The 21,011-nt window shown below is 67.8% G+C and carries 17 protein-coding genes; 9 read left to right on the top strand and 8 right to left on the bottom strand.

The window, feature by feature from the left end:
• Positions 1-16: 16 nt before the first annotated feature.
• Positions 17-1,213: an LLM class flavin-dependent oxidoreductase gene (locus AB4Z37_RS30240; protein WP_441520422.1), complete on the bottom strand. Its 1,197-nt coding sequence runs from the start codon at positions 1,211-1,213 to the stop codon at positions 17-19.
• Positions 1,214-1,459: 246 nt separating this feature from the next.
• Here AB4Z37_RS30240 and AB4Z37_RS30245 point away from each other — a divergent pair, with 246 nt between their 5' ends.
• The 4 genes from AB4Z37_RS30245 to AB4Z37_RS30260 are packed head-to-tail and all read left to right on the top strand — an operon-like array spanning position 1,460 to position 5,272.
• Positions 1,460-2,446: an ABC transporter permease gene (locus AB4Z37_RS30245; RefSeq protein WP_441520423.1), complete on the top strand. Its 987-nt coding sequence runs from the start codon at positions 1,460-1,462 to the stop codon at positions 2,444-2,446.
• A complete protein-coding gene (locus AB4Z37_RS30250) occupies positions 2,446-3,447 on the top strand; it encodes an ABC transporter permease (protein ID WP_441520424.1) in 1,002 nt (333 codons plus the stop codon). The genes AB4Z37_RS30245 and AB4Z37_RS30250 overlap by 1 nt, the downstream gene beginning before the upstream one ends.
• A complete protein-coding gene (locus AB4Z37_RS30255) occupies positions 3,447-4,445 on the top strand; it encodes an ABC transporter ATP-binding protein (protein ID WP_441520425.1) in 999 nt (332 codons plus the stop codon). The genes AB4Z37_RS30250 and AB4Z37_RS30255 overlap by 1 nt, the downstream gene beginning before the upstream one ends.
• Positions 4,391-5,272, top strand: a complete 882-nt coding sequence (locus tag AB4Z37_RS30260; protein ID WP_441520446.1) for an ABC transporter ATP-binding protein — start codon at positions 4,391-4,393, stop codon at positions 5,270-5,272. Before AB4Z37_RS30255 ends, AB4Z37_RS30260 begins: the two co-directional genes overlap by 55 nt.
• Positions 5,273-5,311: 39 nt before the next feature.
• On the opposite strand, the gene AB4Z37_RS30265 is transcribed toward AB4Z37_RS30260, so the two are convergent.
• On the bottom strand, positions 5,312-5,977 hold the full coding sequence (locus tag AB4Z37_RS30265) for a TetR/AcrR family transcriptional regulator (protein ID WP_441520426.1): 666 nt from the start codon (positions 5,975-5,977) through the stop codon (positions 5,312-5,314).
• A gap of 195 nt (positions 5,978-6,172) precedes the next feature.
• Between AB4Z37_RS30265 and AB4Z37_RS30270 the strand changes: the two genes are divergently transcribed.
• From AB4Z37_RS30270 to AB4Z37_RS30280, 3 genes are read left to right on the top strand one after another with little or no spacing between them, the layout of a single operon-like run.
• Positions 6,173-6,682, top strand: a complete 510-nt coding sequence (locus AB4Z37_RS30270; RefSeq protein WP_441520427.1) for a (2Fe-2S)-binding protein — start codon at positions 6,173-6,175, stop codon at positions 6,680-6,682.
• Entirely contained in the window at positions 6,679-7,737 is a 1,059-nt protein-coding gene (locus tag AB4Z37_RS30275; RefSeq protein ID WP_441520428.1) for an FAD binding domain-containing protein, read from the top strand. The genes AB4Z37_RS30270 and AB4Z37_RS30275 overlap by 4 nt, the downstream gene beginning before the upstream one ends.
• Positions 7,727-9,991, top strand: coding sequence for a xanthine dehydrogenase family protein molybdopterin-binding subunit (locus AB4Z37_RS30280; RefSeq protein ID WP_441520429.1), 2,265 nt, complete (start codon positions 7,727-7,729; stop codon positions 9,989-9,991). The genes AB4Z37_RS30275 and AB4Z37_RS30280 overlap by 11 nt, the downstream gene beginning before the upstream one ends.
• 73 nt (positions 9,992-10,064) lie before the next feature.
• Here the strand turns inward: AB4Z37_RS30280 and serA are convergent, their stop codons facing one another.
• Entirely contained in the window at positions 10,065-11,354 is a 1,290-nt protein-coding gene (gene serA, locus AB4Z37_RS30285; protein WP_441520430.1) for a phosphoglycerate dehydrogenase, read from the bottom strand.
• 303 nt (positions 11,355-11,657) lie between these two features.
• Here serA and AB4Z37_RS30290 point away from each other — a divergent pair, with 303 nt between their 5' ends.
• Positions 11,658-11,903: a hypothetical protein gene (locus AB4Z37_RS30290; protein ID WP_441520431.1), complete on the top strand. Its 246-nt coding sequence runs from the start codon at positions 11,658-11,660 to the stop codon at positions 11,901-11,903.
• Between the two features lie 80 nt (positions 11,904-11,983).
• On the opposite strand, the gene AB4Z37_RS30295 is transcribed toward AB4Z37_RS30290, so the two are convergent.
• A complete protein-coding gene (locus tag AB4Z37_RS30295; protein ID WP_441520432.1) occupies positions 11,984-14,323 on the bottom strand; it encodes an autotransporter outer membrane beta-barrel domain-containing protein in 2,340 nt (779 codons plus the stop codon).
• 253 nt (positions 14,324-14,576) lie between these two features.
• Here AB4Z37_RS30295 and AB4Z37_RS30300 point away from each other — a divergent pair, with 253 nt between their 5' ends.
• Positions 14,577-14,720, top strand: coding sequence for a hypothetical protein (locus AB4Z37_RS30300; RefSeq protein ID WP_441520433.1), 144 nt, complete (start codon positions 14,577-14,579; stop codon positions 14,718-14,720).
• 242 nt (positions 14,721-14,962) lie between these two features.
• On the opposite strand, the gene AB4Z37_RS30305 is transcribed toward AB4Z37_RS30300, so the two are convergent.
• The 4 genes from AB4Z37_RS30305 to AB4Z37_RS30320 form a co-directional block, all read right to left on the bottom strand.
• Positions 14,963-16,438, bottom strand: a complete 1,476-nt coding sequence (locus tag AB4Z37_RS30305; protein WP_441520434.1) for a nucleobase:cation symporter-2 family protein — start codon at positions 16,436-16,438, stop codon at positions 14,963-14,965.
• A gap of 211 nt (positions 16,439-16,649) precedes the next feature.
• Positions 16,650-18,014 (bottom strand): 8-oxoguanine deaminase, encoded by a 1,365-nt coding sequence (locus AB4Z37_RS30310; protein ID WP_441520435.1) that lies wholly within the window; start codon positions 18,012-18,014, stop codon positions 16,650-16,652.
• A 78-nt stretch (positions 18,015-18,092) separates the two neighbouring features.
• The gene (locus AB4Z37_RS30315) at positions 18,093-19,721 is read right to left on the bottom strand and encodes an HAL/PAL/TAL family ammonia-lyase (protein WP_441520436.1); all 1,629 of its coding nucleotides are present in this window, start codon (positions 19,719-19,721) and stop codon (positions 18,093-18,095) included.
• A gap of 22 nt (positions 19,722-19,743) precedes the next feature.
• Positions 19,744-21,009, bottom strand: coding sequence for an allantoate amidohydrolase (locus AB4Z37_RS30320; RefSeq protein ID WP_441520437.1), 1,266 nt, complete (start codon positions 21,007-21,009; stop codon positions 19,744-19,746).
• Between the last annotated feature and the right edge of the window lie 2 nt (positions 21,010-21,011).

The raw sequence follows: 21,011 nt of genomic DNA on the forward strand, positions 1-21,011 counted from the left end.
GCCCGCGCCGGCGGCTCTAGGCCGGCGCAGCGACCTTGAAGCGCAGGCCCGCCTGTTCCATCAACGGAATCACCCGCTCGCCGAAGAACTGCAGGTCAGGCTTGAAGTCGAAGAAGCTGAGCTGCAGCCCGTCGACACCCGCCGCCTTGAGCTGCAGGAACTGCTCGACCACCTGCTCGGGCGTGCCGATCACCTCGATGTTGCCGCCGATGGCGCGGCGCTTTTCCGCATCGCGCCCCACCCGGCCCTTCCAGGCATGGGCATCACTGTCGAGGTTCTGCATGCTGGCAACGGGATCGAGGTGTGCGACGATCGCGTCGTGATACTGCCACGTCTCGTGCTCGGTCTCGCGGCAGATCACCATAGGGTTGATCAGCGTGCGGACCTGCCGGCCGACATCGACCGCCGCCTGCTTGACCCTTTCGACATGGGGCGGGAGCACTCCGATGGCGTCCTTGAAGGCCGATCCGCCGGGACTGGTGATGAACACGATGTCCGAATAGCGCCCGGCGAACGCGATACCCGCATCGGATCCGGTGGCATTGACCAGGATCGGGCGACTGAACCGTGGCTTCGGCGTGACGAAGGCATTGCTCAGCCGCCAGGGCGACTGTCCCTCGAACGAGAAATTCTCGCTGTCGCTCCACAGCCGCTGCAGCACCTCGATGAACTCCGCCGCCAGCTCGTAACGGCGATCATGCTCGATCCGGTTCCAGCCGAACGCCTCGTGCTCCACGGCGCGATGGCCGGTGACGACATTGATGCCCCAGCGGCCGCCGGAGATGTGGTCGAGGGTGGCGCCGTATTTGGCGAGATGCAGTGGATGCAACGGGCCGTACAGCACATGAATGGTCGAGATCAGCAGGATCCGCGACGTCACGCTCGACAGCGACGCCGTGGTGATGAACGAATCCAGCGCTTCGCCGGTGAACACGCCGCCATAACCGCCCTTCGGCAGCCATTGCGACAGCGCGAACACCAGGTCGAAACCGAATGCTTCCGCAGCGAGCGTCAGATCGCGGTTGTAGTCGAACGTCCAGGTGGTGGAGCGCGGCAAGGTCGAGGCGCTCCAGCCGCCGGCCTGGATCGGCAGGAACAAGCCGAGCAGCAGCGGCTGACGCAGCGCGCGCGACAGCGGGCTTTCGGCATGATCCGCAGGGCTGCTGAACACCGGAGATCCCACCAGGGCGCCGGGCTTGTGGACGATCGTCATGCTGGAATCTCTGCGGTGACCGCGGCCCCGCGAAACAGGCCGCGCCGTTGTGTTGCTTGTTGATGTTCGCGGCCATGACGACGCCGGGAGATCGGCTCGCCGAGCGCTTGACACGATCGACGTTGACTTAGTCTAGTATTGTTGTCAACTATTGAAAGCTGTTGCGCTTCAGTGACTTGCAACGCGACACGCGGCAGCCCGGACAAAGTCATTTATGCTGACGCGCACTGCATCCCAGGAATAATCATGTCGAACGCCGGACGTCTTGCGAAGACTTTTCGCCGCACCGCGCTGCAGGCGATCCCGACCATTCTCGGAATCGTCGTGCTCAACTTCCTGCTGCTGCAGCTCGCCCCCGGGGATGCCGCCGACGTCCTTGCGGGCGAGTCCGGTTCCGCAACGGCGGAAACCGTGGCGGCGCTGAAAGCCCGCTTCGGGCTCGATCAGCCGGCGCTGGTGCAGTTGCTCGCCTATCTCGAACATCTCGCCCATTTCAGCCTGGGCTTCTCGCCGCGCTACAATTTGCCCGTCGCGCAGATCATCGGCCAGCGCCTTCCCGGCACGCTGATCCTGATGCTGACCGCCCTCATCATGGCCATCGCGCTCGGCATCGTGCTCGGCGTCATCATGTCGTCGTTCGCCGGCCGCTGGCCGGACCGCATCATTTCCGTGGTCGCCATCCTGTTCTACTCGATCCCGGGCTTCTGGATCGGCCTGATGCTGATCGTGCTGTTCTCGGTCAAGCTCGGCTGGCTGCCGAGCGGCGGGGCCGAAACCATCGGCGCCGGTCTCCATGGCCTCGATGCGGTGCTCGACCGGCTGCGCTACATGATCCTGCCGGCGACCTCGCTCGCGCTGTTCTATGTCGCGATCTATGCCCGCCTCACCCGCGCCGCGATGCTCGAGGCCAACACCCAGGACTATGTGCGCACCGCGGCGGCCAAGGGCCTGCCGCCGCTGACCATCACCGTGCGCCATATCCTGCGCAATGCGCTCTTGCCGATCACCACCTTTGCCGGCCTGCATTTCGGCGGCCTGCTCGGCGGCGCTGTGGTGGTGGAAACGGTCTATAGCTGGCCCGGCCTCGGCCGCCTCGCCTTCGAAGCCGTGATGAGCCGCGACTTCAGCGTGCTGCTCGGCATCCTCCTGCTGTCGTCCCTGCTGGTGATCGTGATCAACGCGGCCGTCGACCTCATCCAGGCCTGGCTCGACCCGCGGATCGAGGTGCGCTGATGACCTCCCTCGAAGCCGACCGCGAGCTGATCGAAATTCCGGCGGCACCACCCCTGGTGTCACACCCGCCCCAGCCCGCCGCACCGTCCACCGACCAGCAGCCGGGCTGGCCGAACGTCCATGCCGCCGACACCCTGATCGTCGCGGCCGAAATCGGCACTTACGCGCCGCGGGCGCTGTCGCGCTTCCTGCGCAGCCCCACCGCGCTGACCGGAACCCTCATCCTGCTCGCCATCGTCACTGCGGCACTCGCCGCGCCACTGCTCTATCCCGACGATCCCCTGGCAATGGTGGCGCGGCCGCTGCTGTGGCCCGGGCAGAACGCGGCCTATCCGCTCGGCACTGACTCGCTCGGCCGCGACATCGCCGCCGGGCTGCTGCATGGCGCGCGGGTGTCACTGCTGGTGGGCATCACCGCCACCATCATCGGCCTGACGCTCGGCATCCTCGTCGGCTCGACCGCCGGCTATGTGGGCGGGCGCACCGACGATGCGCTGGTGCGGCTGATCGAACTGTTCCAGACCATTCCGAGCTTCATCCTGCTGGTGGTGCTGATCGCGATCGCACAGCCATCCATCGCCACCATCACCTGGGCGATCGGGCTGATCACCTGGCCGACCATCGCCCGCCTGGTCCGCGCCGAATTCCGCTCGCTGCGGGAGAAGGAGTTCGTGATGGCGGCACGCAGCCTCGGCTATGGCCATACACGCATCATCTTCCGCGAGATCCTGCCCAACGCGCTGCCGCCGATCATCGTCACCACCTCGGTGATGGTCGCGTCCGCCATCCTGATGGAATCGGCGCTGTCGTTTCTCGGCCTCGGCGATCCCAATGTCGTGAGCTGGGGCAGCATGATCGGTGCCGGGCGGGAGCTGCTGCGCACCGCGTGGTATCTCACCGCTCTGCCCGGACTTGTCATCGTCATCACCGTGCTGGCGCTGAACCTGATCGGCGACGGGCTCAATGACGCGCTCAATCCCCGTTTCAGCAAGGATGCGTGATGACCGACGAACTCCTGCAGGTCCGCGACCTTTCGATCGGCTTTCCGGACAGCACGCCGGTGCGCAATTTGAGCTTTTCCGTCGGACGCGGCGAGACCGTCGCCCTCGTCGGCGAGTCCGGCTCCGGCAAGTCGCTGACCGCCCTCGCGCTGATGCGCCTTCTGCCACGGGCGGCGCGCGTCGCCTCGGGATCGATCCGGCTCGACGGCCAGGATCTCGCTGGCCTGTCCGACCGGGCGATGCGGCAGCATCGCGGGCGCGACATCGCCATGATCTTCCAGGAGCCGATGACGTCGCTCAATCCGGTGCTGACCATCGGCCGTCAGATCAGCGAGGCGTTGCGGCTGCATCGCGGCCTGTCGGCGCGGCAGGCACGCCTGCGCGCCATCGAGCTGCTCGACCTCGTGCGCATCCCCGATCCCGGCCGGCGCTACGACGATCACCCGCACCAGCTGTCCGGCGGCATGCGCCAGCGCGTGATGATCGCGATTGCGGTGGCCTGTGAACCCAAGCTGCTGATCGCCGACGAGCCGACCACCGCCCTCGACGTCACCATCCAGGCGCAGGTGCTCGACCTGCTCGACCGGCTGCGGCGCGAGCTGTCGCTGGGATTGTTGCTGATCACCCATGACCTCGGCATCGTCGGCCAGTGGGCCGACCGCGTGGTGGTGATGTATGCCGGCCGCAAGGTCGAGGAGGCGCTGCCGGCGCCGCTGTTCGCCGATCCGCGCCATCCCTACACCCGCGGGCTTCTGGCGGCCGCGCCGCGGCTCAGTGCCGACCAGCACTACCGCCTGGCGCCGCTGCCCGAAATTCCCGGCAGCATCGCCTCCGCGCTCGGCCAGCCGGGATGTCCGTTCGCACCGCGCTGCCCCATCAGCCGCCCCGCCTGCCGCAGCCAAGTGCCTGACATCATCGCGCTGTCGCCGGACCGGCAGGTCGCCTGCCCCGTTACTCTTCAGGAAGGAGCCGTCCATGCCGCTGCTGTCGGTCTCTGACCTCCGGCTGTGGCAAGTCGAGCCTCGGCAAGAGCATCCTGCGTCTGGTCGAGCCGGCCTCGGGACGGATCACCTTCGATGGCGCAGAGCTGCGCGGACTGTCCGGCCACGCACTGCGCAGCCAGCGCCGCCGCCTGCAGATGGTGTTCCAGGACCCGTTCGCCTCGCTCAACCCGCGTCACACCGTCGGCGACATCCTGGCGACGCCGCTCAAGGTCCACGGCATCGGCCGGCGTGACGAACGCCGCTACCGTGTCGCCGACATGCTCGACCGCGTCGGCCTGCCGTCCTCGGCCGTGTCGCGCTACCCGCACGAATTCTCCGGCGGCCAGCGGCAGCGTCTCGGCATCGCCCGCGCGCTGATCCTGCGGCCGGAGCTCGTGATCTGCGACGAGCCGGTGTCCGCGCTCGATCTGTCGATCCAGGCGCAGATCCTCAACCTGCTCGCCGGCCTCAAGCGCGAATTGAACCTGTCGCTGCTGTTCATCTCCCACGACCTGTCGGTGGTGCGCTATTTCGCCGACCGGGTGCTGGTGATGTATCTCGGCCGCATTGTCGAAGCCGGCTCGCACCGCCAGCTCTGGGAGCAGCCGCGCCATCCCTATACCCGCGCGCTGATGGACGCAGTGCCCGACCCGGCACGCCGGCGCTATGCCGCACCGCTTGGCGGCGTTCTCGGCCCATCGGCCCGGACAGAAGGCTGCCGCTTCCAGTCCCGTTGCCCGCTCGCGACCGAACTCTGCAGGAGGGTCTCGCCGACGCTGCGCGATGCAGCGCCGGGCCATGCCGTCGCCTGCCACCACCTTGAGCCTCAGGCCGCCAACTGAGCGGCGCGCCGGCTGCCGCCCGAGCAGATGACAGCCTCGCTATCGCGCCGGTTTGCGCGGCGCCGGCTTACGGGCTGCGGTCTTGCGGGCTGCAGTCTTGCGCGGCCCGGCTTCCCCCGCCATCGCAGGCCGCACCCGCAGGCCGTCGACGAACACGTCGAGCAGCCGCAGCACGCTCGCCTGCCAGCCCGGCTGGTCATGCAGGTAGCACATGCCGATGAGCGCGCGCAGCAGATCCTCCGGCCCGATATCGTCGCGGATCTCGCCGGCCGCGACCGCCCGCGCCAGCAGCACCCCGACGGCCTTGGTCAGACGCTTGAACGAGAACACGGCGAGTTCCGAGGACCCCTGAGCCGCCAGCTGGAGCGCGGCAGACATGCCCTTCTTGGTGGCGACGAAAGCGACATTGGAGTGCAGCCATTGGCGCAGGGCCTCGACCGGAGACGCCGCCTCCTTCAATTGCTCGGCGAGTTCACCGAGCTGATCCACCTCGCGCCGGTAAACCGCTTCATACAATGCCTCGCGGGTCGGAAAATGCCGGTAGAGCGTGCCGATCCCCACTCCGGCATGGCGCGCCACCGCCTCGAGGCTGGCGTCGGCGCCGCCGGCGCTGAACACGGCTTTCGCGGCCTCGAGCACGCGCTCGCGGTTGCGGAGCGCATCGGCGCGCGGCTTGCGGGAGCTCTCGGTGGACTGGCCTGTCATGTCACTGCCGGCGTTCCTGCCCGACCCCACTTGAAAAACGGAGGATCCCTCCGTATAATACACCCACCATCGGATACGCCCACTGCCAAATCCTGGGCGGTCCCGCGTGCGATGAACGATCCGCCGCCCGGTGCGTTGCCGTGCGGCGACGCGCCCTGACGATTCTGCTGACCATAGCATCGATCGGAACACCACATGAATCTCTTGATCCGTCTCACCGTCAACGGTGAGCGGCGTGATGTCGCGCTGGACGACCCGCGCGTGACGCTGCTCGACCTCCTTCGCGAACGCCTGCACCTCACCGGAACCAAGAAGGGGTGCGACCGCGGCCAGTGCGGCGCCTGCACCGTGCTGGTCGATGGCCGTCGCATCAATTCCTGCCTCACCCTCGCCGCGAGCCTCGACGGCGCCGAGGTGCTGACCATCGAGGGCGTCGCGCATGGCGACACGCTGCATCCGGTGCAGGCCGCCTTTATCGCCCATGACGGCTTCCAGTGCGGCTTCTGCACGCCCGGCCAGATCATGAGCGCGATCGGCCTGATCCGTGAAGCCCAGACCGGCGACGATCCCGAGCGCATCCGCGAAGCGATGAGCGGCAACCTGTGCCGCTGCGGCGCCTATGCCGGCATCACCGATGCCGTGATCGACGCGCAGCGCGCAACCGCCCGCTCCGAGGCCACCGCCAGCGAGGAGCGCGCAGCATGAACGCGTTCGATTACATTCGCCCCGCAACCATCGCCGATGCCATCGCCGCGGCCAGTGCGCCCGGCGCGGCTTATCTCGCTGGGGGCACCAACCTGCTCGACCTGATGAAAGGCCGCATCGCGCAGCCGACGCGGCTCGTCGACATTTGCCGCCTGCCGGGTCTCGACCGCATCGACACGCTGCCCGACGGTGGCGTGCGCATCGGCGCACTGGTGCGCAACGCCGACCTCGCGCACGACCGGGATTTTGCCCGCGACTTTCCGGCGATCGCTGAGGCGCTGCTGTCAGGCGCTTCCGCGCAACTGCGCAACGCGGCCACCGTCGGCGGCAACCTGCTGCAGCAAACGCGCTGCGCTTACTTCTACGACGTCGCCAGCGCCTGCAACAAGCGCACGCCCGGCACAGGCTGCGACGCCCGCGACGGCGACAACCGCCTGCATGCCGTGCTCGGCTGGAGCGAGCACTGCATCGCTACCCACCCGTCCGACTTCTGCGTCCCGCTCGCCGCGCTCGACGCCGTCGTCGAGATCGAAGGGCGCAATGGACGGCGCGAGGTAGCGCTGGAGACGCTGCACCGCCTGCCCGGCGCCACACCGGAGCAGGACAGTGCGCTGGCGCCGGGCGACCTGATCGTCGCCGTGCGGCTGCCGGCTACGGCGCGGACGTTCGCAGCGCACGAACGTTACCTGAAAGTGCGCGAGCGCACGTCCTACGCTTTCGCCGTCGTCTCGGCGGCGGCCGCGCTGACCATCGCCGACGGCAAGATCACCGCTGCACGGCTGGCGCTGGGCGGCGTCGCCGCAAAGCCGTGGCGGGCGCGCGAGGCGGAAGCTGCCCTCGCCGGCGCAACGCCATCGCGAACGGCCTATGAGCGTGCAGCGCAGGCGGCGCTCGTCGGCGCGACACCGTCCGGCGACAACGCCTTCAAGATCGAACTGGCGCAGCGCATCATCGTGCGTGCGCTGAGCCTCGCCGCCGCCGGGACGCCGGACCGCGTTCCCGCGCTGCCCGCCTCGCCGTTCTCCTCCGCCACCGGAGCCGTTCATGTCCTCTGACATCAGCCTCACCCGCGACCCCGCCCATCTGCGGCAGGGCTCGAACATCGGCCAGCCGCTGACACGCCGCGACGGCGTGCTGAAAGTCACCGGCCAGGCCCGCTACGCCGCCGACAACCATCCGCCTGGCCTGCTCTATGCCGTGCTGGCGACCAGCAGCATCGCCCGCGGCCGCGTCGCGTTCCTCGACGTCGCGGCAGCGAAAGCTCATGCCGGCGTCATCGAGGTGATGACGACAGCCAACCGGCCGCAGCTCGCCGACGATCCGGACGCCAAGACCCATCCGTTCATGTTCCGCCTCGACCTGCTGCAGAACGACGAGGTGCGCTATGCCCAGCAGCCGATCGCGGTCGTGGTCGCCGACAGCCTGGAGGCCGCGACCGAGGGGGCTGCGCTGCTCGCGCCGCGCTACGAAGTCGTACCGCCGCGCATCGGCCTCGATGCCGGCGAGGTGTTTACGCCACCGGCCGTCGGCGTCGGCAGTCCGGCGGTCGAGCGGCATGGCGACGTGGAAGCGGCGCTCCGCAGCGGCGCACACCATATCGAAGCAAGCTACGAGACGCCGCTTCAGTACCACAATGCCATGGAGCCCCATGCCATCGTCGCGGCCTGGCACGGCGACACGCTGTCGATCGACACCCCGACCCAGGGCCTTGCCATCGCACAGGGCCGGCTCGCCGGCCTGCTCGGCCTCGCACCGGACAAGATCCACATCCGCAGCCCGTTCCTCGGCGGCGGCTTCGGCTCCAAGGGCCTGATATCGGGGCCGCAGATTCTCGGCATCCTGGCTGCAAAGCTGGTCGGCCGGCCGGTCAAGCTGGTGCTGCGGCGCGACCAGATGTACGGCCCGGTCGGCCATCGTTCAGCCAGCCGCCAGCGGCTGCGCCTTGGCGTCGCCGCCGACGGCGTGCTGACCGCGATCGACCATCACGCCCGCGTCGCATCCAGCGCCTTCGACGACTTCTACGAGCCTGCGGCCAACGCCTCGCACTCGCTCTATGCCAGTCCGGCGATCGCCACCTCCCATGACGCGGTGCGTGTCGACACCGGCACGCCGCTGTTCATGCGCGCGCCGGGCGAAGCCACCGGCTCGCTGGCGCTGGAGTGCGCGATCGACGAAGCGGCCCATGCCTGCGGCCTGGATCCGCTCGCCTTTCGGCTGCGCAACTACGCCGAGGTCGAGCCGATGACCGGCAAACCGTTCTCCTCGAAAGCGCTGCGCGCCTGCTATGCGCAGGGCGCCGAGCGTTTCGGCTGGTCGACGCGGCCGCTGGCGCCACGGCAGATGCGCGACGACAACGGCTTCCTCCTCGGCTGGGGCATGGGCACGGCGACCTTCCCGGCGCTGATGTTCGCTGCGCAAGCGCGCGCGGTGGTGCGGCGCGACGGCTCCGGCTTAATGGAGACCGGCGCCCATGACATGGGCCAGGGCGCCTGGACCGCGCTCGCCCAGATCGCCGGCGACGCACTCGGCCTGGACGTCGACGCCGTCACGTTCAAGGCCGGCACCTCCGACCTGCCGGACGCCGGCATCGCCGGCGGCTCGGCCCACACCGCCACCGCCGGCATGGCGATCCACAATGCCGGCGCGGCCGTGATCGCCAGGCTCGCCACGCTCGCAACCGAAGACCGGCGCTCGCCGCTGTTCGGCGCCGGCAATGCCGGCGTGGTCGCGCGCAACGGCCGCCTGTTCCGCCGTGACGACGAGACCCGCAGCGAAAGCTATGGCGAGATCCTCGATCGCGCCGGCGTCGCCGAGGTGGAGGCCAGCGGCAGCGGCGCCGCCGATCCGGCGGCGCAATCGGCCTATGCCATGCATGCCCACGGCGCCGTATTCGCCGAGGTCAAGGTCGATCCGGATCTCGGCCAGATCCGTGTCACCCGCATGGTCGGGGCGTTCGCCGCCGGACGGATCATCAACCCGCGCATGGTGCGCAGCCAGCTGCTCGGCGGCATGATCTGGGGCGTGTCGTTCGCGCTGCATGAAGAAGCCATCATGGATCGGCGCAGCGGTCGCACGCTCAACGCCAACCTCGGCGAATATCATGTGCCGGTGAATGCCGACGTCCCCGCGCTCGACGTCTTGACGGTCGATGAGCACGACCCGCATGTCAATGCGCTCGGCATCAAGGGCGTCGGCGAGATCGGCATCACCGGCAGTGCCGGCGCGGTCGCGAACGCGGTGTGGCACGCCACCGGGATACGGCCCCGCCACTTCCCGATCCGGCTCGACCATCTGCTGACGCCGCACTGAACGCGGCGGCGGTTGTTGCCAAACGCAAAGCGCCGGGGGACTTTGCCCCCGGCGCTTTTTAGGCCTGCATGAATCAGTTCTTGTACTCGTACAGCAACCGCGCACGGATCGTGCCTTCGAGCGCGCGGATATCCGCCAGCACCTGCTGGGTATCGGCGGCGGACGCGTCAGCGTCCAGCACCACATAGCCGACGTCACTGTAGGTCTCGTAGTACTGCGCGGCGATGTTGACCGAGCTGCGCGCCAGCACATCGTTGAGCCGTCCGAGCATGCCCGGCAGGTTGCGCTGCACCTGGATGAAGCGTGTCCCCTGCGGCCGCGCCGGCAACTGCACCTGCGGGAAGTTGACCGCCCCCACGGTCGAGCCGGTGTCGCTGTAGTCGATCAGCTTGCGCGCGACCTCGGCACCGATCCGCTCCTGCGCCTCCTCGGTCGAGCCGCCGATGTGCGGCGTGAGAATGACGTTATCGAGGCCCTGCAGCGGCGTGACGAAACGCTCGCCGTTGGCGCCGGGCTCGACCGGGAACACGTCGACCGCGGCTCCGCGCAGATGGCCGTCGCGCAACGCTTCCGCCAGCGCGTCGAGATCGACCACTGTGCCGCGGCTGTTGTTGATGAAGTAGGCGCCCTGCCTCATCGCCCGGATCTCGTCGCGGCCGATCATGCCCTGGGTCGCCGGCGTCTCCGGCACATGCAGCGTGACGATATCGCTCTGCGCCAGCAGCTCCTGCAGGCTCGCGATCGGCTCGGTGTTGCCATGGCGCAGCTTGTCGGTGTGATCGTAATAGATCACCCGCATGCCCATCGCCTCGGCGAGGTTGGAGAGTTGCGAGCCGATGTTGCCGTAGCCGATGATGCCCAGCGTCTTGCCGCGAACTTCGTGGCTGTTGCTGGCGGATTTGTCCCACCGCCCCTCATGGGCGCCGTTGGAACGCCCGATGACCCGGCGCAGCAGCATCACGATCTCGCCGATCACCAGCTCCGCCACGCTGCGGGTGTTGGAGAACGGTGCGTTGAACACCGGAATGCCATGCTGGCGCGCGGCGTTGAGATCGACCTGGTTGGTGCCGACGCTGAAGCAGCCGATCGCGATCAGGCGGTCGGCGGCCTCCAGCACCTGCGGCGTGATCTGGGTGCGCGAGCGGATGCCGAGCAGATGCACGCCATGCAGCGCCTCCTTCAGTGCGGCGCCATCGAGCGCCTTGGGCAGGCGAGTGACGTTGCTGTAGCCCGCGCCGGTGACCAGGTCGACGGCGCTGTCGTTGACGCCCTCGAGCAGCAGGACCCGGATCTTGTCCTTGGCCAGCGACAATTGCGGAGACGGGATCTGGGGAGTGGGCACGAGCGCAGCGTCCTTCAGCATGGTGGCGGCCGACTGGGTGGCGGCCGGCGGCTCCGGTCGAGATTCGTCCGGATGATCGCAGTTTATCCGGCGCACATATGGCACGCGCGTCCTGCCGATCAATCGCAAAATGGCGAGAACAGGATTTTCGATACGCCCACGAATGCGAAAAATATTCTTTATATTTCAGCCATATACGCCATTTTATTTCGATTTTCCGCCGCATCGCGGTGCGGCCGCGTCGCGAAAAGGCGGCCTAGGGCGTTGATCCTGCGAGCGTTTCGAGGTCAAACTCGCGCGATCTGTTGGCAAAGGAGGCGTGCGATGAAACGGATCGTTGTGGCTGCGGTGGTGTCGATGCTGGCGATGGGCACGGCCCTCGCCCAGGATGCCTGTGAAACCAAGGCCGTCGGCAAGGACGGCAAGGCGCTCTCGGGCGCGGCGAAGACGTCGTTCATGAAGAAGTGCATGGCCGATGCCTGCTCGACCAAGGCGGTCGGCTCGGACGGCAAGCCGCTGCATGGCGCGGCGAAGACCAGCTTCATGAAGAAGTGCGAAAAGGGCGCCTGAGGCGCTCCGACACGCAGACCCCGGAAGGCGGGGCTCGGCCATGCCCCGCCTGAGTTGCTGCCCGCTCCGCGCGCCGCGCGTCAGAACCGGACGCCGAACGTTCCCCTGACGCTCTGATCGGAGGCGTTTGCACTGAACTGGCCGCCATAGGTCACCCCGAGCGACATCCACCTGTTGAGCGCAACGTCGAAACCGGCCTCGACCACCGCCGCTTCCCTGGCGACCGGCAGTCCCGCCACCCCGAACGCACTGCTGCCGGCAAAGGCAAGACGCGCCACCGGCGTGGTGTCGCCTTCCGCGTGACGCCAGCCGAGCGAACCTTTGACCACCGCATCGGCCGATCCCAGCGTGACGTGGTTCGCCGCACGCACGCCGACCGTCGCGAAGGTGACGCCGGTGGTGCCGGACAGGCCGGAGAGCGCGGCCGCACCACCCTGCTCGGTGAAGCCGCGGGCCGAGAGCGCGGCATAGGCGATGTTGGCGAATGGCTCGATGCTCGCCGCGCCGAACACAGTGCGGCCGAGATCGATGCCATAGCCGACCTCACCGAACACCTGCGCCGTGCCGGCCTTGTCATATCCCTTCAGGCTGTCGGCGAAGCCGTTGAAGCCGACCGTACGCGTGGTTGCAAGATCGTGCCAGGTGTAGGCTGCACCGGACCGGACGCCGAACGCGCCGAAGCGCGTGCCGCCGAAGACGCCGACATGGTAGTTGTCGCTGCTGCCCGACGACAGACGGTCGCGCAAGTTAAAGTCGGTACGGCTGTAACCGGCCTCGATACCGACACGCCAGGTGTCGAGCACGGCCGTGTCGGCGCCGAACAGCACGCCGCCAGTCGAGCGGTCGAAGCGCGCGGCATTGCCATCGCCGTCACCATGCCCCCAGGCGCCGAAACCATGGGTCCAGACCGCGACGCGGTCGGTGGTCGGCGCGGCCTCGACCAACCCGCCGGCGGCATAGGCCATCACCGGCGAGCGGTCGGCGCCGACGGCGCCGAACGACGCCCGCAGGCGGTTGATCGCGGCGTCGCGCACGAAGCGGCTGTCATCCACCAGCACACCTCGCATCGAGGCATGGAGCTCGCCGGACAGTTGATCGAACGCGGCGCGGGCGCCGACAATGCTCTGCTGCACCAATGCGCCGGAGAGCGCACCTCCGAGCCCCGGCGTATCGAGCGCGCCTCCCACCGCCACCTGGTTGCGGGTGGTTGCGACGGAGGCGAACGAGACGCGGCTGCGCGCGATATCCAGATAGACATTGTTGGCGTCATAGCCGAGCCCGAACGACACGAACGGCAACGCCCCGTCCAGCGTGAGGCCGGCGAACGTGCCGGCCACCCCGCCTGTTGCATTGACGATGGTGTAGCGCATCCCGGGCAGATACACGCCCGCGGCCTTGGCCACCTGCACCGTACCGCCGGCAAGCGTCGCATTGCCGTTGACCTGCAAGCGGTCGCTTCGCCCAGCCGGATCGATCTCGACCTGGTAGACCGAGCCCGATGCGAAGCCGATGTTGCCGGCGACCGTCAAGGTGCCGATCGAATTGCCCGGCGCGACCACACCGCCCGCGACCACGGCAAGCCCGGGAATGGTACCGCTGCCACCGATCACGCTGCCCGCAGCCATGCGCAACGAGCCGCCGAGCGCACCGTTGACCACCAGTTTACCGCCGGACACGGCGGTGGTGCCGGTGAAGCCAGAGCTGTCTGCGGTCAGAACGGTCGTGCCGGCCAGCTGGGCGATATTGCCGTTACCCGCGAGCTGCGGCGCGAAACCATAAGCGCTGTCGGTATGGTTGAAGTTGATCGCGGCTGAGCCCGCGGCGAGGACGACCCGCCCCGCATCGAGAAAGCCGGCCGCGACCGGAGCCGATCCTGGCGCGGCGCCGATGGTCAGGACACCGCCGCCGCCCAGCGTCAGCGTGCCGCTTCCGGAGCCGATGGACACTTTTGCCTTGTCCGCGATGGTCAGCGTCCCGCTGATGCCTCTTCCAAGACTCACGTCACCGCTGTTGGTCCATGTCGACCCCACGCCGGTGACAGTCATGGCGCCGACTCCATTGTCACCAATGGAAGCCGCCGCGCTGAATACAGCGCCGCCATTCCTGGCGATCAGCTCGCTGTGGGCGTCCGCCCCATCGGCAATGAGGAGAATGCCGGAGGTGATCAGTTTCGAACCGCCTCCGGTCACAATCACCGAGCTGTCACCACCATAGACGCCCAATTCCGCACTCGTGACACTGCTGACCGTCGCACCGTCGGCAACGATCAGCCGGCCGTTGCCGAGAACGCCAACCAGCAGCGTGCCGGTGTTGGTCCAGGAAGATCCCTTTCCCGTCACAGTAACGGTGCCCTCCGCCCCTTGATAGAAGCCGACATAGCCGTCTCGGTCGAAGACCTGACCACCGCCGATAATGGTCAATTGGCCAACATCAAAGTCGCCGACGGAGAGCCTGCTTTCAGGAATCGTCCATACGGGGGACGAGGCTGGAAACGGAGAGACATCGCCGGTCGCGACCACGCTCTGCGCCGCCGCCCGTTCCGTGCCACCGCATCCCAGCGCCAGCGCTGAGCAGCCGGCGATCGCAGCCGCCCGCCAGCGCCGCAGCGGTCCGGGGACAGGCCTGCGTCCTCCAGCGACCTTGCGCTGCCCCACCATTTCCTGTGCCATTGTCATGATCGTCGGTCCGCTCGAAAGCCGCGATCCGCCGCTCTCGCCCCTCATCGCGCGGGCGCCGTTGCGCATCACGCTTGCCACCTTCGCCCTGCCACCGATTCGGCGGTTCGCACGGCTCGAGCAGATCACAAGCGGCTCCTGACAACGTCAAATGCGCACGCTTCAAGAGATGATGAGGATTATGCATCGAAGGGCGCTGCCGCCGCGCATTCGCGGGCCAATGCGCCGAATGCACAGGCAGCTGGCTCATCAGGCCATCAGCACATGCGGACGTGCTGACATGATGTCGCACCCGTGCGACGCCGGTGGATGCCCCCGGCGTCGCCTCGGAAGCGGTAACACCGGGTGGCGGGCGCCACCCGGTCGACAACACGAACGCGGATGCTAGTGCGCGTGCGCCATCACCGGCACCTCGTTGCCGTTCTGGTCGTAGAGCTTGCCGTTCAGGAAATAGTCGCCGTCATGCAGCACGGCGATGTCCTGGTAGCGGATGATGCGCTCCGTGCCGGCAACGAACACCGACTGCTGGTCCGAATTGCCCACCCGCAGATGATTGAACAGCAGGTTCAGCACGATCGCCATGATCGCCGCAGAACTGATGCCCGAGTGGAAAATGGTGGCGAACCACGCCGGGAAATGTTCGTAGAACTGCGGCGCGGCGATCGGGATAATGCCGAAGCCGATCGAGGTCGCGACGATGATCAGGTTCATGTTGTTGGTGTAGTCCACCTTGGACAGCGAGCGGATGCCGCTCGCCGCCACCGTGCCGAACAGCACGATGCCGGCGCCGCCGAGCACCGACGGCGGCACCGCGGCGACGACCCGTCCCATCACCGGCAGCACGCCGAGGGTCACCAGGATCAGACCGCCTGTCGCGACGACGAAGCGGCTGGTCACGCCGGTGACGGCCAGCAGGCCGACGTTCTGCGCGAACGCGCTCTGGGTGAACGAGCCGAACACCGGCGCGATGGTGCTGGACAGCATGTCGGCGCGCAGACCGTCGCCGAGACGGCGCGAATCGACCTTGGTGCCGATGATTTCGCCGACCGCGAGAATATCAGCCGACGTTTCGACCAAGGTCACGATGATCACGATGGCCATCGACACGATGGCCGCGACATTGAAGGTCGGCCAGCCGAAATGAAAGATGCTCGGCAGCGCCACGAACGGTCCGGTGGCGACTTTCGAGAAGTCCGCCATGCCGAGTACAACAGCAATCGCGGTGCCGATCGCCATGGCGAGCAGGATCGACAGCCGCGAGATCGCGGCACTGCCGAGCTTGCTGAGCAGCAGCACGGTGACCAGCGTGACTGCGGCGAGGCCGACATTACCCATGCTGCCAAAATCCGCGGCCTTGGGATTGCCGCCCATCGCCCAGCGCGCCGCGACCGGCATCAGCGTGAGCCCGATGGTGGTGATGACGATGCCGGTGACCAGCGGTGGGAAGAAACGGATGATCCGCGAGAACACCGGGGTCACCAGAAGTCCCGCGAACGCCGCCGCCATCACGGCGCCGAGCACCGCCGGCAGACCGCCGCCGTCGCGGCTGGTGACGATCGCCACCATGGTCGCGACACCGGCAAAAGACACCCCCTGCACCAGCGGCAAGCGGCAACCGAAGAACGGTATACCCATGGTCTGTAGAATGGTGGCAAGGCCGCCGGCGAACAGTGAGGCGGTAATCAAGAGGCCGATCTCCGCGGGCGGCAGGCCCGCTGCCTGACCGACGATCAACGGCACGGCGACGATGCCGCCATACATGGTCAGCACGTGCTGAAAGCCGAAGGCGAGATTGGATCCGAGCCCGAGCCGCACGTCTTCTGGACGCTCCTTCTGAGCGCCATCGATGGTCGCTAGCACGACGATTCCTCCAGTTATGATTTTATAGGCTGGATGATCGACGACGTCGCCGCCAAGCGGAAGCCAGCCGCGGCAGGAAGCACTTCCAGAAAAATTACGAAAATGGGCCGGGACGTGTTCGTGGAATGCGGCGCGGCACATGTGCCGACGCGTTGCTCAGCATGAGACGGTATTCAGGATGGAACTCTGTCCGAGATCATCGCCGCCGGGCTCAGGCCGTTTCGCCGTTCGCCAGTTGCCGCGCCAGCGCATTGTGCCGCTCGACCAGAACCGGCAAATCGACCGTCAGGAGATGTCCGTCGCGCACGACGACACGTCCGTTGATGACGCTGAGCGCAACCTGCGCCGGCGCGCAGAATACCAGCGCCGCCAGCGGATCATGGCGCGCACCGGCGAAGCCGAGGGTGCGCAGGTCGAAGGCCACCATGTCGGCGGCCATCCCCGGCGCCAGCGCACCAATATCGTCGCGGTTGAGCACTTCAGCGCCGCCGCGTGTCGCGATCTCCAGCGCCTGCCGCGCCGACATCGCCGCCGGGCCGTGACCGACACGGGCCAGCAGCATCGCCTGGCGCGCCTCGCCGAGCAGATGTCCGGCATCGTTGGACGCACAGCCGTCGACACCGAGCCCCACCGGCACGCCCTCGCAGCGCATGCGCCCGATCGGCGCGATGCCGGAGGCAAGCCGCATGTTGGAGCACGGGCAATGGGCGACACCGGTGCCGGTGCGCCCGAACAGCTTGATGCCGGCCTCGTCGAGCTTGACGCAATGGGCATGCCAGACATCGCGGCCGACCCAGCCGAGATCCTCGGCATAGTCTGCCGGTGTCATGCCGAACACCTCGCGGCTGTAGGCGACGTCGTTGTCATTCTCCGCCAGATGCGTATGCAGCGACACTTTATAACTGCGGGCGAGCTGTGCGGCCTCGCGCATCAGGTCGCGGCTGACCGAGAACGGCGAGCACGGCGCCACCACGACGCGCCGCATCGCAAAGCGGCCGCCATCATGGAAGGTCTCGATCAGACGCTGGCTATCCCTGAGGATCGCCGCCTCCTCTTCCACCACCCGGTCCGGCGGCAGGCCGCCCTTGCTCTCGCCGACGCTCATGGAGCCGCGCGCGGCATGGAAGCGCATGCCGATCGCCTCCGCCGCGGCGATGGAATCGTCGAGCCGGCAACCGTTCGGATAGATGTAGAGATGATCGCTCGACGTCGTGCAGCCCGACAGGATCAGCTCGGCCATCGCCGTCTGCGTCGAGACATGCACCATCTCCGGCGTCAGGCCGGCCCAGATCGGATAGAGCGCCTTCAGCCAGCCGAACAGCTCGGCGTCCTGCGCCGCCGGCACCGCCCGCGTCAGGCTCTGGTACATGTGATGGTGGGTGTTGACGAGCCCCGGCAACAGCACATGGCCCGCGAGGTCGATCACCTCATCGGCCACCTGCGGCAGTTCGGCAGAGGCCCCCACCGCGACGATGGCGTTGTCAGCGACATAGACCCCGCCGCCGGCAATCTCGCGACGGGCGTCGTCCATGGTCACCAGCAGGTCGGCGTTCTTGAGGAGCAAAGTCCGGGGCATGGCGCGATCCTGTCGGGCGACGGGCGTTTCACATGAGCAAAGCTGCGGCGGAGATGCGCTCCGCCGCAGGCACGCCGGCTATTCGAGCGGACCGACGGCGGCTTCGACAGCCTCCACGATGGCGCCCGAGCGCACCAGCGCCAGGGCATCGATCATCTCGTGATGGTACCAGCGATCGCCCGACAGCGCCGGCTTGACCACGCTGCGCAGCGCTTCGAGCGCGGCGCGGCTGCCCTTGCCGATCGGATGGTCCTTGCCATGTTCCTCGACCAGCGACAGCGCCTGCCCGGCCATCAGGATCTCGCAGGCGACGATCTGCTCGACATTCTCGACCACCGTGCGCGCCTTGCGGCCGCACCAGGTCGAGTTCGAGACATGGTCCTCGGCGTTGGACTTGCCGGGGATCGAATCCACCGAGCCCGGCGTCGACAGCGTGCGGTTCTCCATCACCAGCGCCGACATCGAGCACTGTACGGTGGCGTAGCCGGTGTTGAGACCGCGCTTGCCGGCGAGCAGGTTGCGCGGCAGGCCGTAGCTCATGGTCGGATCGATCAGCCGCGCGAGGCGGCGCTCGCTGATCGAGCCGAGATCGGTGGTGGCGATCGCCAAGAGGTCCATCACCTGGGCGACGTACTGGCCATGGAAATGGCCGCCGGAGATGCACGTGTAGCCGCCCTCGCCGTCGTCGAAGATCAGGGGGTTGTCGGTCGCCGAGTTGATCTCGGTGCCGATGACCTTGCCGACATAGCCGAGCGCGTCCCGCATCGGGCCATGCACCTGCGGCGTGCAGCGCAGCGAATAGACGTCCTGCACCCGCGGCGCCGGCGGCTTGCCCGGCGCGCGGTTCTCGTCGGGATAGATCGTTACGCGCGCTTCTTCCGAGCAGCGCTGCGAGCCTTCGACGATACGGCGGATGTTGCGTGCGCTCGCCGCCTGCCCTTCGTGCGGGCGCGCAGCATGGACGCGCGGATCGAACGCCGCGAGCTCGCCGCGCATGCACTCCAGCGACAGCGTCATGGCGATGTCGGCATGCTTGAGAATGCGTTTGGCATCCTCGATCGCCAGCACCGCGAGCGCCAGCGACACGGTCGAGCCGTTGATCAGCGCCGAGGCATCCTTGGCGGACAGCGGGAAGTCGACATCGAGCCCCGCTTCGCGCAACGCCTCGCGGGCCGGCATGCGGCGGCCCTTGTAGATCATTTCGGCCTCGTCGAAGCCGCAGATCGCACCGGACATGTGCGCGAGCGGCGCGAGGTCGCCGGAGGCGCCGACCGAGCCCTTCTGCGGAATCACCGGGTGCAGCCCGGCATTGAGGCAGGCGAGCAGACGGTCCACCACCTCGATGCGCGGACCGGAATAGTTCGACGCAAAGGCGTTGGCGCGCAGCAGCATGGTGGCGCGCGTCACGTCTTCGGCGAACGGTTCGCCGATGCCGGTGGCATGGGCATATACGGTCTTGCGCTGGTACTCGGCCATCTCGGCCATCATCACGCGCTGGTCCTTGAACAGGCCGACGCCGGTGTTGAACGAGTACATCAGCGGCGCGTCGTCGCGCATGAAGTTGGCGTCGATGTAGGCACGCGCCGCGACCACCTTGGCGCGCGCCGCGGCATCGAGCGCGGCAGAGGCAAAGCGGCCATCGGTCGGACGGGCGACGCGCAGCACCTGATCGCCGGTCAGCGTCAGGCCATCGATCGAAACAGTCATGTCAGGGTCTCCAGCAATCGGTTCAGACGGCCCGCACGGGTCGGAAATGACGAATGGCGTCGAGCAGCACCCGCATCGCGACATCGGCGTCCGCGGCGGTGATCTGCTCGAGCGGGTTGTGGCTGATGCCGCCGGCGCAGCGTACAAACAGCATGCCGACCGGACAGAGCGCGGCGAAGGCCATGGTGTCGTGGCCGGCACCGGATGGCAGCCGCAACGGCCGCACGCCCTGACGCACAACTGCGTCCTCAACCTGGGCGATGATCGCCGGATCGCAGGCGCAGGCGCCCGCCTCGTGGGTGGTGGCGATGTCCAGCGTGATGCCGCGCTCCGATGCGATCGCGCTCAGGCGCTCGCGGATCTGCGCAACAGCAGCCTTGCGTTGCACGTCGTCGGGCGAGCGCACGTCGATGGTGAAGCGCACTTCGCCGGGAATGACATTGACGGCGCCGGGCTTCGCCTCGATCCGCCCGACGGTGGCCACGAGATCGGCCTGCCCCCGCGCCAGATCCTCGATCGCGACAAGGCCCGCCGCGGCACATGCCAGCGCATCGCGGCGCAGCGCCATCGGCACGGTACCGGCATGGCCGGCGACGCCGCGCATCGTCACGGCAAGCCGGGTCGCCCCGTTGATCGCGGTGACGATTCCGACCGGCAGATTCTCGGCCTCGAGCACCGGCCCCTGCTCGATATGCACTTCCAGGAAGCCGAGCACGTCCTCCGGCTTGCGGGCGATCGCTGCGATTCCTGCGGGATCGCAGCCGAACGCCACCAGCGCCTCGCGCAGCGACACGCCGTCCTGGTCGCGGGCATCGAGGCTCAATGGGTCGAACGCACCAACCAGCGCCCGCGACCCCGACAGCGTGACCGGAAAGCGTACCCCCTCCTCGTCACCGAATGCGACGATCTCGATGGCGAACGGCAGCCGCTCGCCGCGCCGCGCCAACTCCTCCACGGCAACGAGGCCGGCGACGACGCCGAGATTGCCGTCATACTTGCCGGCATTGCGCACGGTATCGATGTGCGAGCCGATGGTCAGCGTCGGCGCATCCGGCGTCTCGCCGTCATAGCGCGCCACGACATTGCCGATGGCGTCGATGGCGGCGGCAACGCCGAACTCGCCGAACCAGCCGACAAGGGTGTCCGCGGCGCGGCGATGCGCCGGCGAGAGATAGAGCCGCGTCAGCGCGCCGGGCTCGTCGGTCAGGGCGGCAAGCGCCTCGAGCCGCGCCATGACCCGGGCGCCGAGGGTCTCGACCGCCGATAGCGTCTTGGCAGGATCAGACATTG

Origin of the sequence: Bradyrhizobium sp. 2TAF24, from assembly GCF_052115025.1 — a bacterium.
Taxonomy (GTDB): Bacteria; Pseudomonadota; Alphaproteobacteria; order Rhizobiales; family Xanthobacteraceae; genus Bradyrhizobium_A.

Coding starts and splice junctions, on each gene's coding strand:
- AB4Z37_RS30240 (WP_441520422.1), bottom strand. CDS start 1,213: ATGACGATCGTCCACAAGCCCGGCGCCCTGGTGGGATCTCCGGTGTTC.
- AB4Z37_RS30245 (WP_441520423.1), top strand. CDS start 1,460: ATGTCGAACGCCGGACGTCTTGCGAAGACTTTTCGCCGCACCGCGCTG.
- AB4Z37_RS30250 (WP_441520424.1), top strand. CDS start 2,446: ATGACCTCCCTCGAAGCCGACCGCGAGCTGATCGAAATTCCGGCGGCA.
- AB4Z37_RS30255 (WP_441520425.1), top strand. CDS start 3,447: ATGACCGACGAACTCCTGCAGGTCCGCGACCTTTCGATCGGCTTTCCG.
- AB4Z37_RS30265 (WP_441520426.1), bottom strand. CDS start 5,977: ATGACAGGCCAGTCCACCGAGAGCTCCCGCAAGCCGCGCGCCGATGCG.
- AB4Z37_RS30270 (WP_441520427.1), top strand. CDS start 6,173: ATGAATCTCTTGATCCGTCTCACCGTCAACGGTGAGCGGCGTGATGTC.
- AB4Z37_RS30275 (WP_441520428.1), top strand. CDS start 6,679: ATGAACGCGTTCGATTACATTCGCCCCGCAACCATCGCCGATGCCATC.
- AB4Z37_RS30280 (WP_441520429.1), top strand. CDS start 7,727: ATGTCCTCTGACATCAGCCTCACCCGCGACCCCGCCCATCTGCGGCAG.
- serA (WP_441520430.1), bottom strand. CDS start 11,354: ATGCTGAAGGACGCTGCGCTCGTGCCCACTCCCCAGATCCCGTCTCCG.
- AB4Z37_RS30290 (WP_441520431.1), top strand. CDS start 11,658: ATGAAACGGATCGTTGTGGCTGCGGTGGTGTCGATGCTGGCGATGGGC.
- AB4Z37_RS30300 (WP_441520433.1), top strand. CDS start 14,577: ATGATCGTCGGTCCGCTCGAAAGCCGCGATCCGCCGCTCTCGCCCCTC.
- AB4Z37_RS30310 (WP_441520435.1), bottom strand. CDS start 18,014: ATGCCCCGGACTTTGCTCCTCAAGAACGCCGACCTGCTGGTGACCATG.
- AB4Z37_RS30315 (WP_441520436.1), bottom strand. CDS start 19,721: ATGACTGTTTCGATCGATGGCCTGACGCTGACCGGCGATCAGGTGCTG.
- AB4Z37_RS30320 (WP_441520437.1), bottom strand. CDS start 21,009: ATGTCTGATCCTGCCAAGACGCTATCGGCGGTCGAGACCCTCGGCGCC.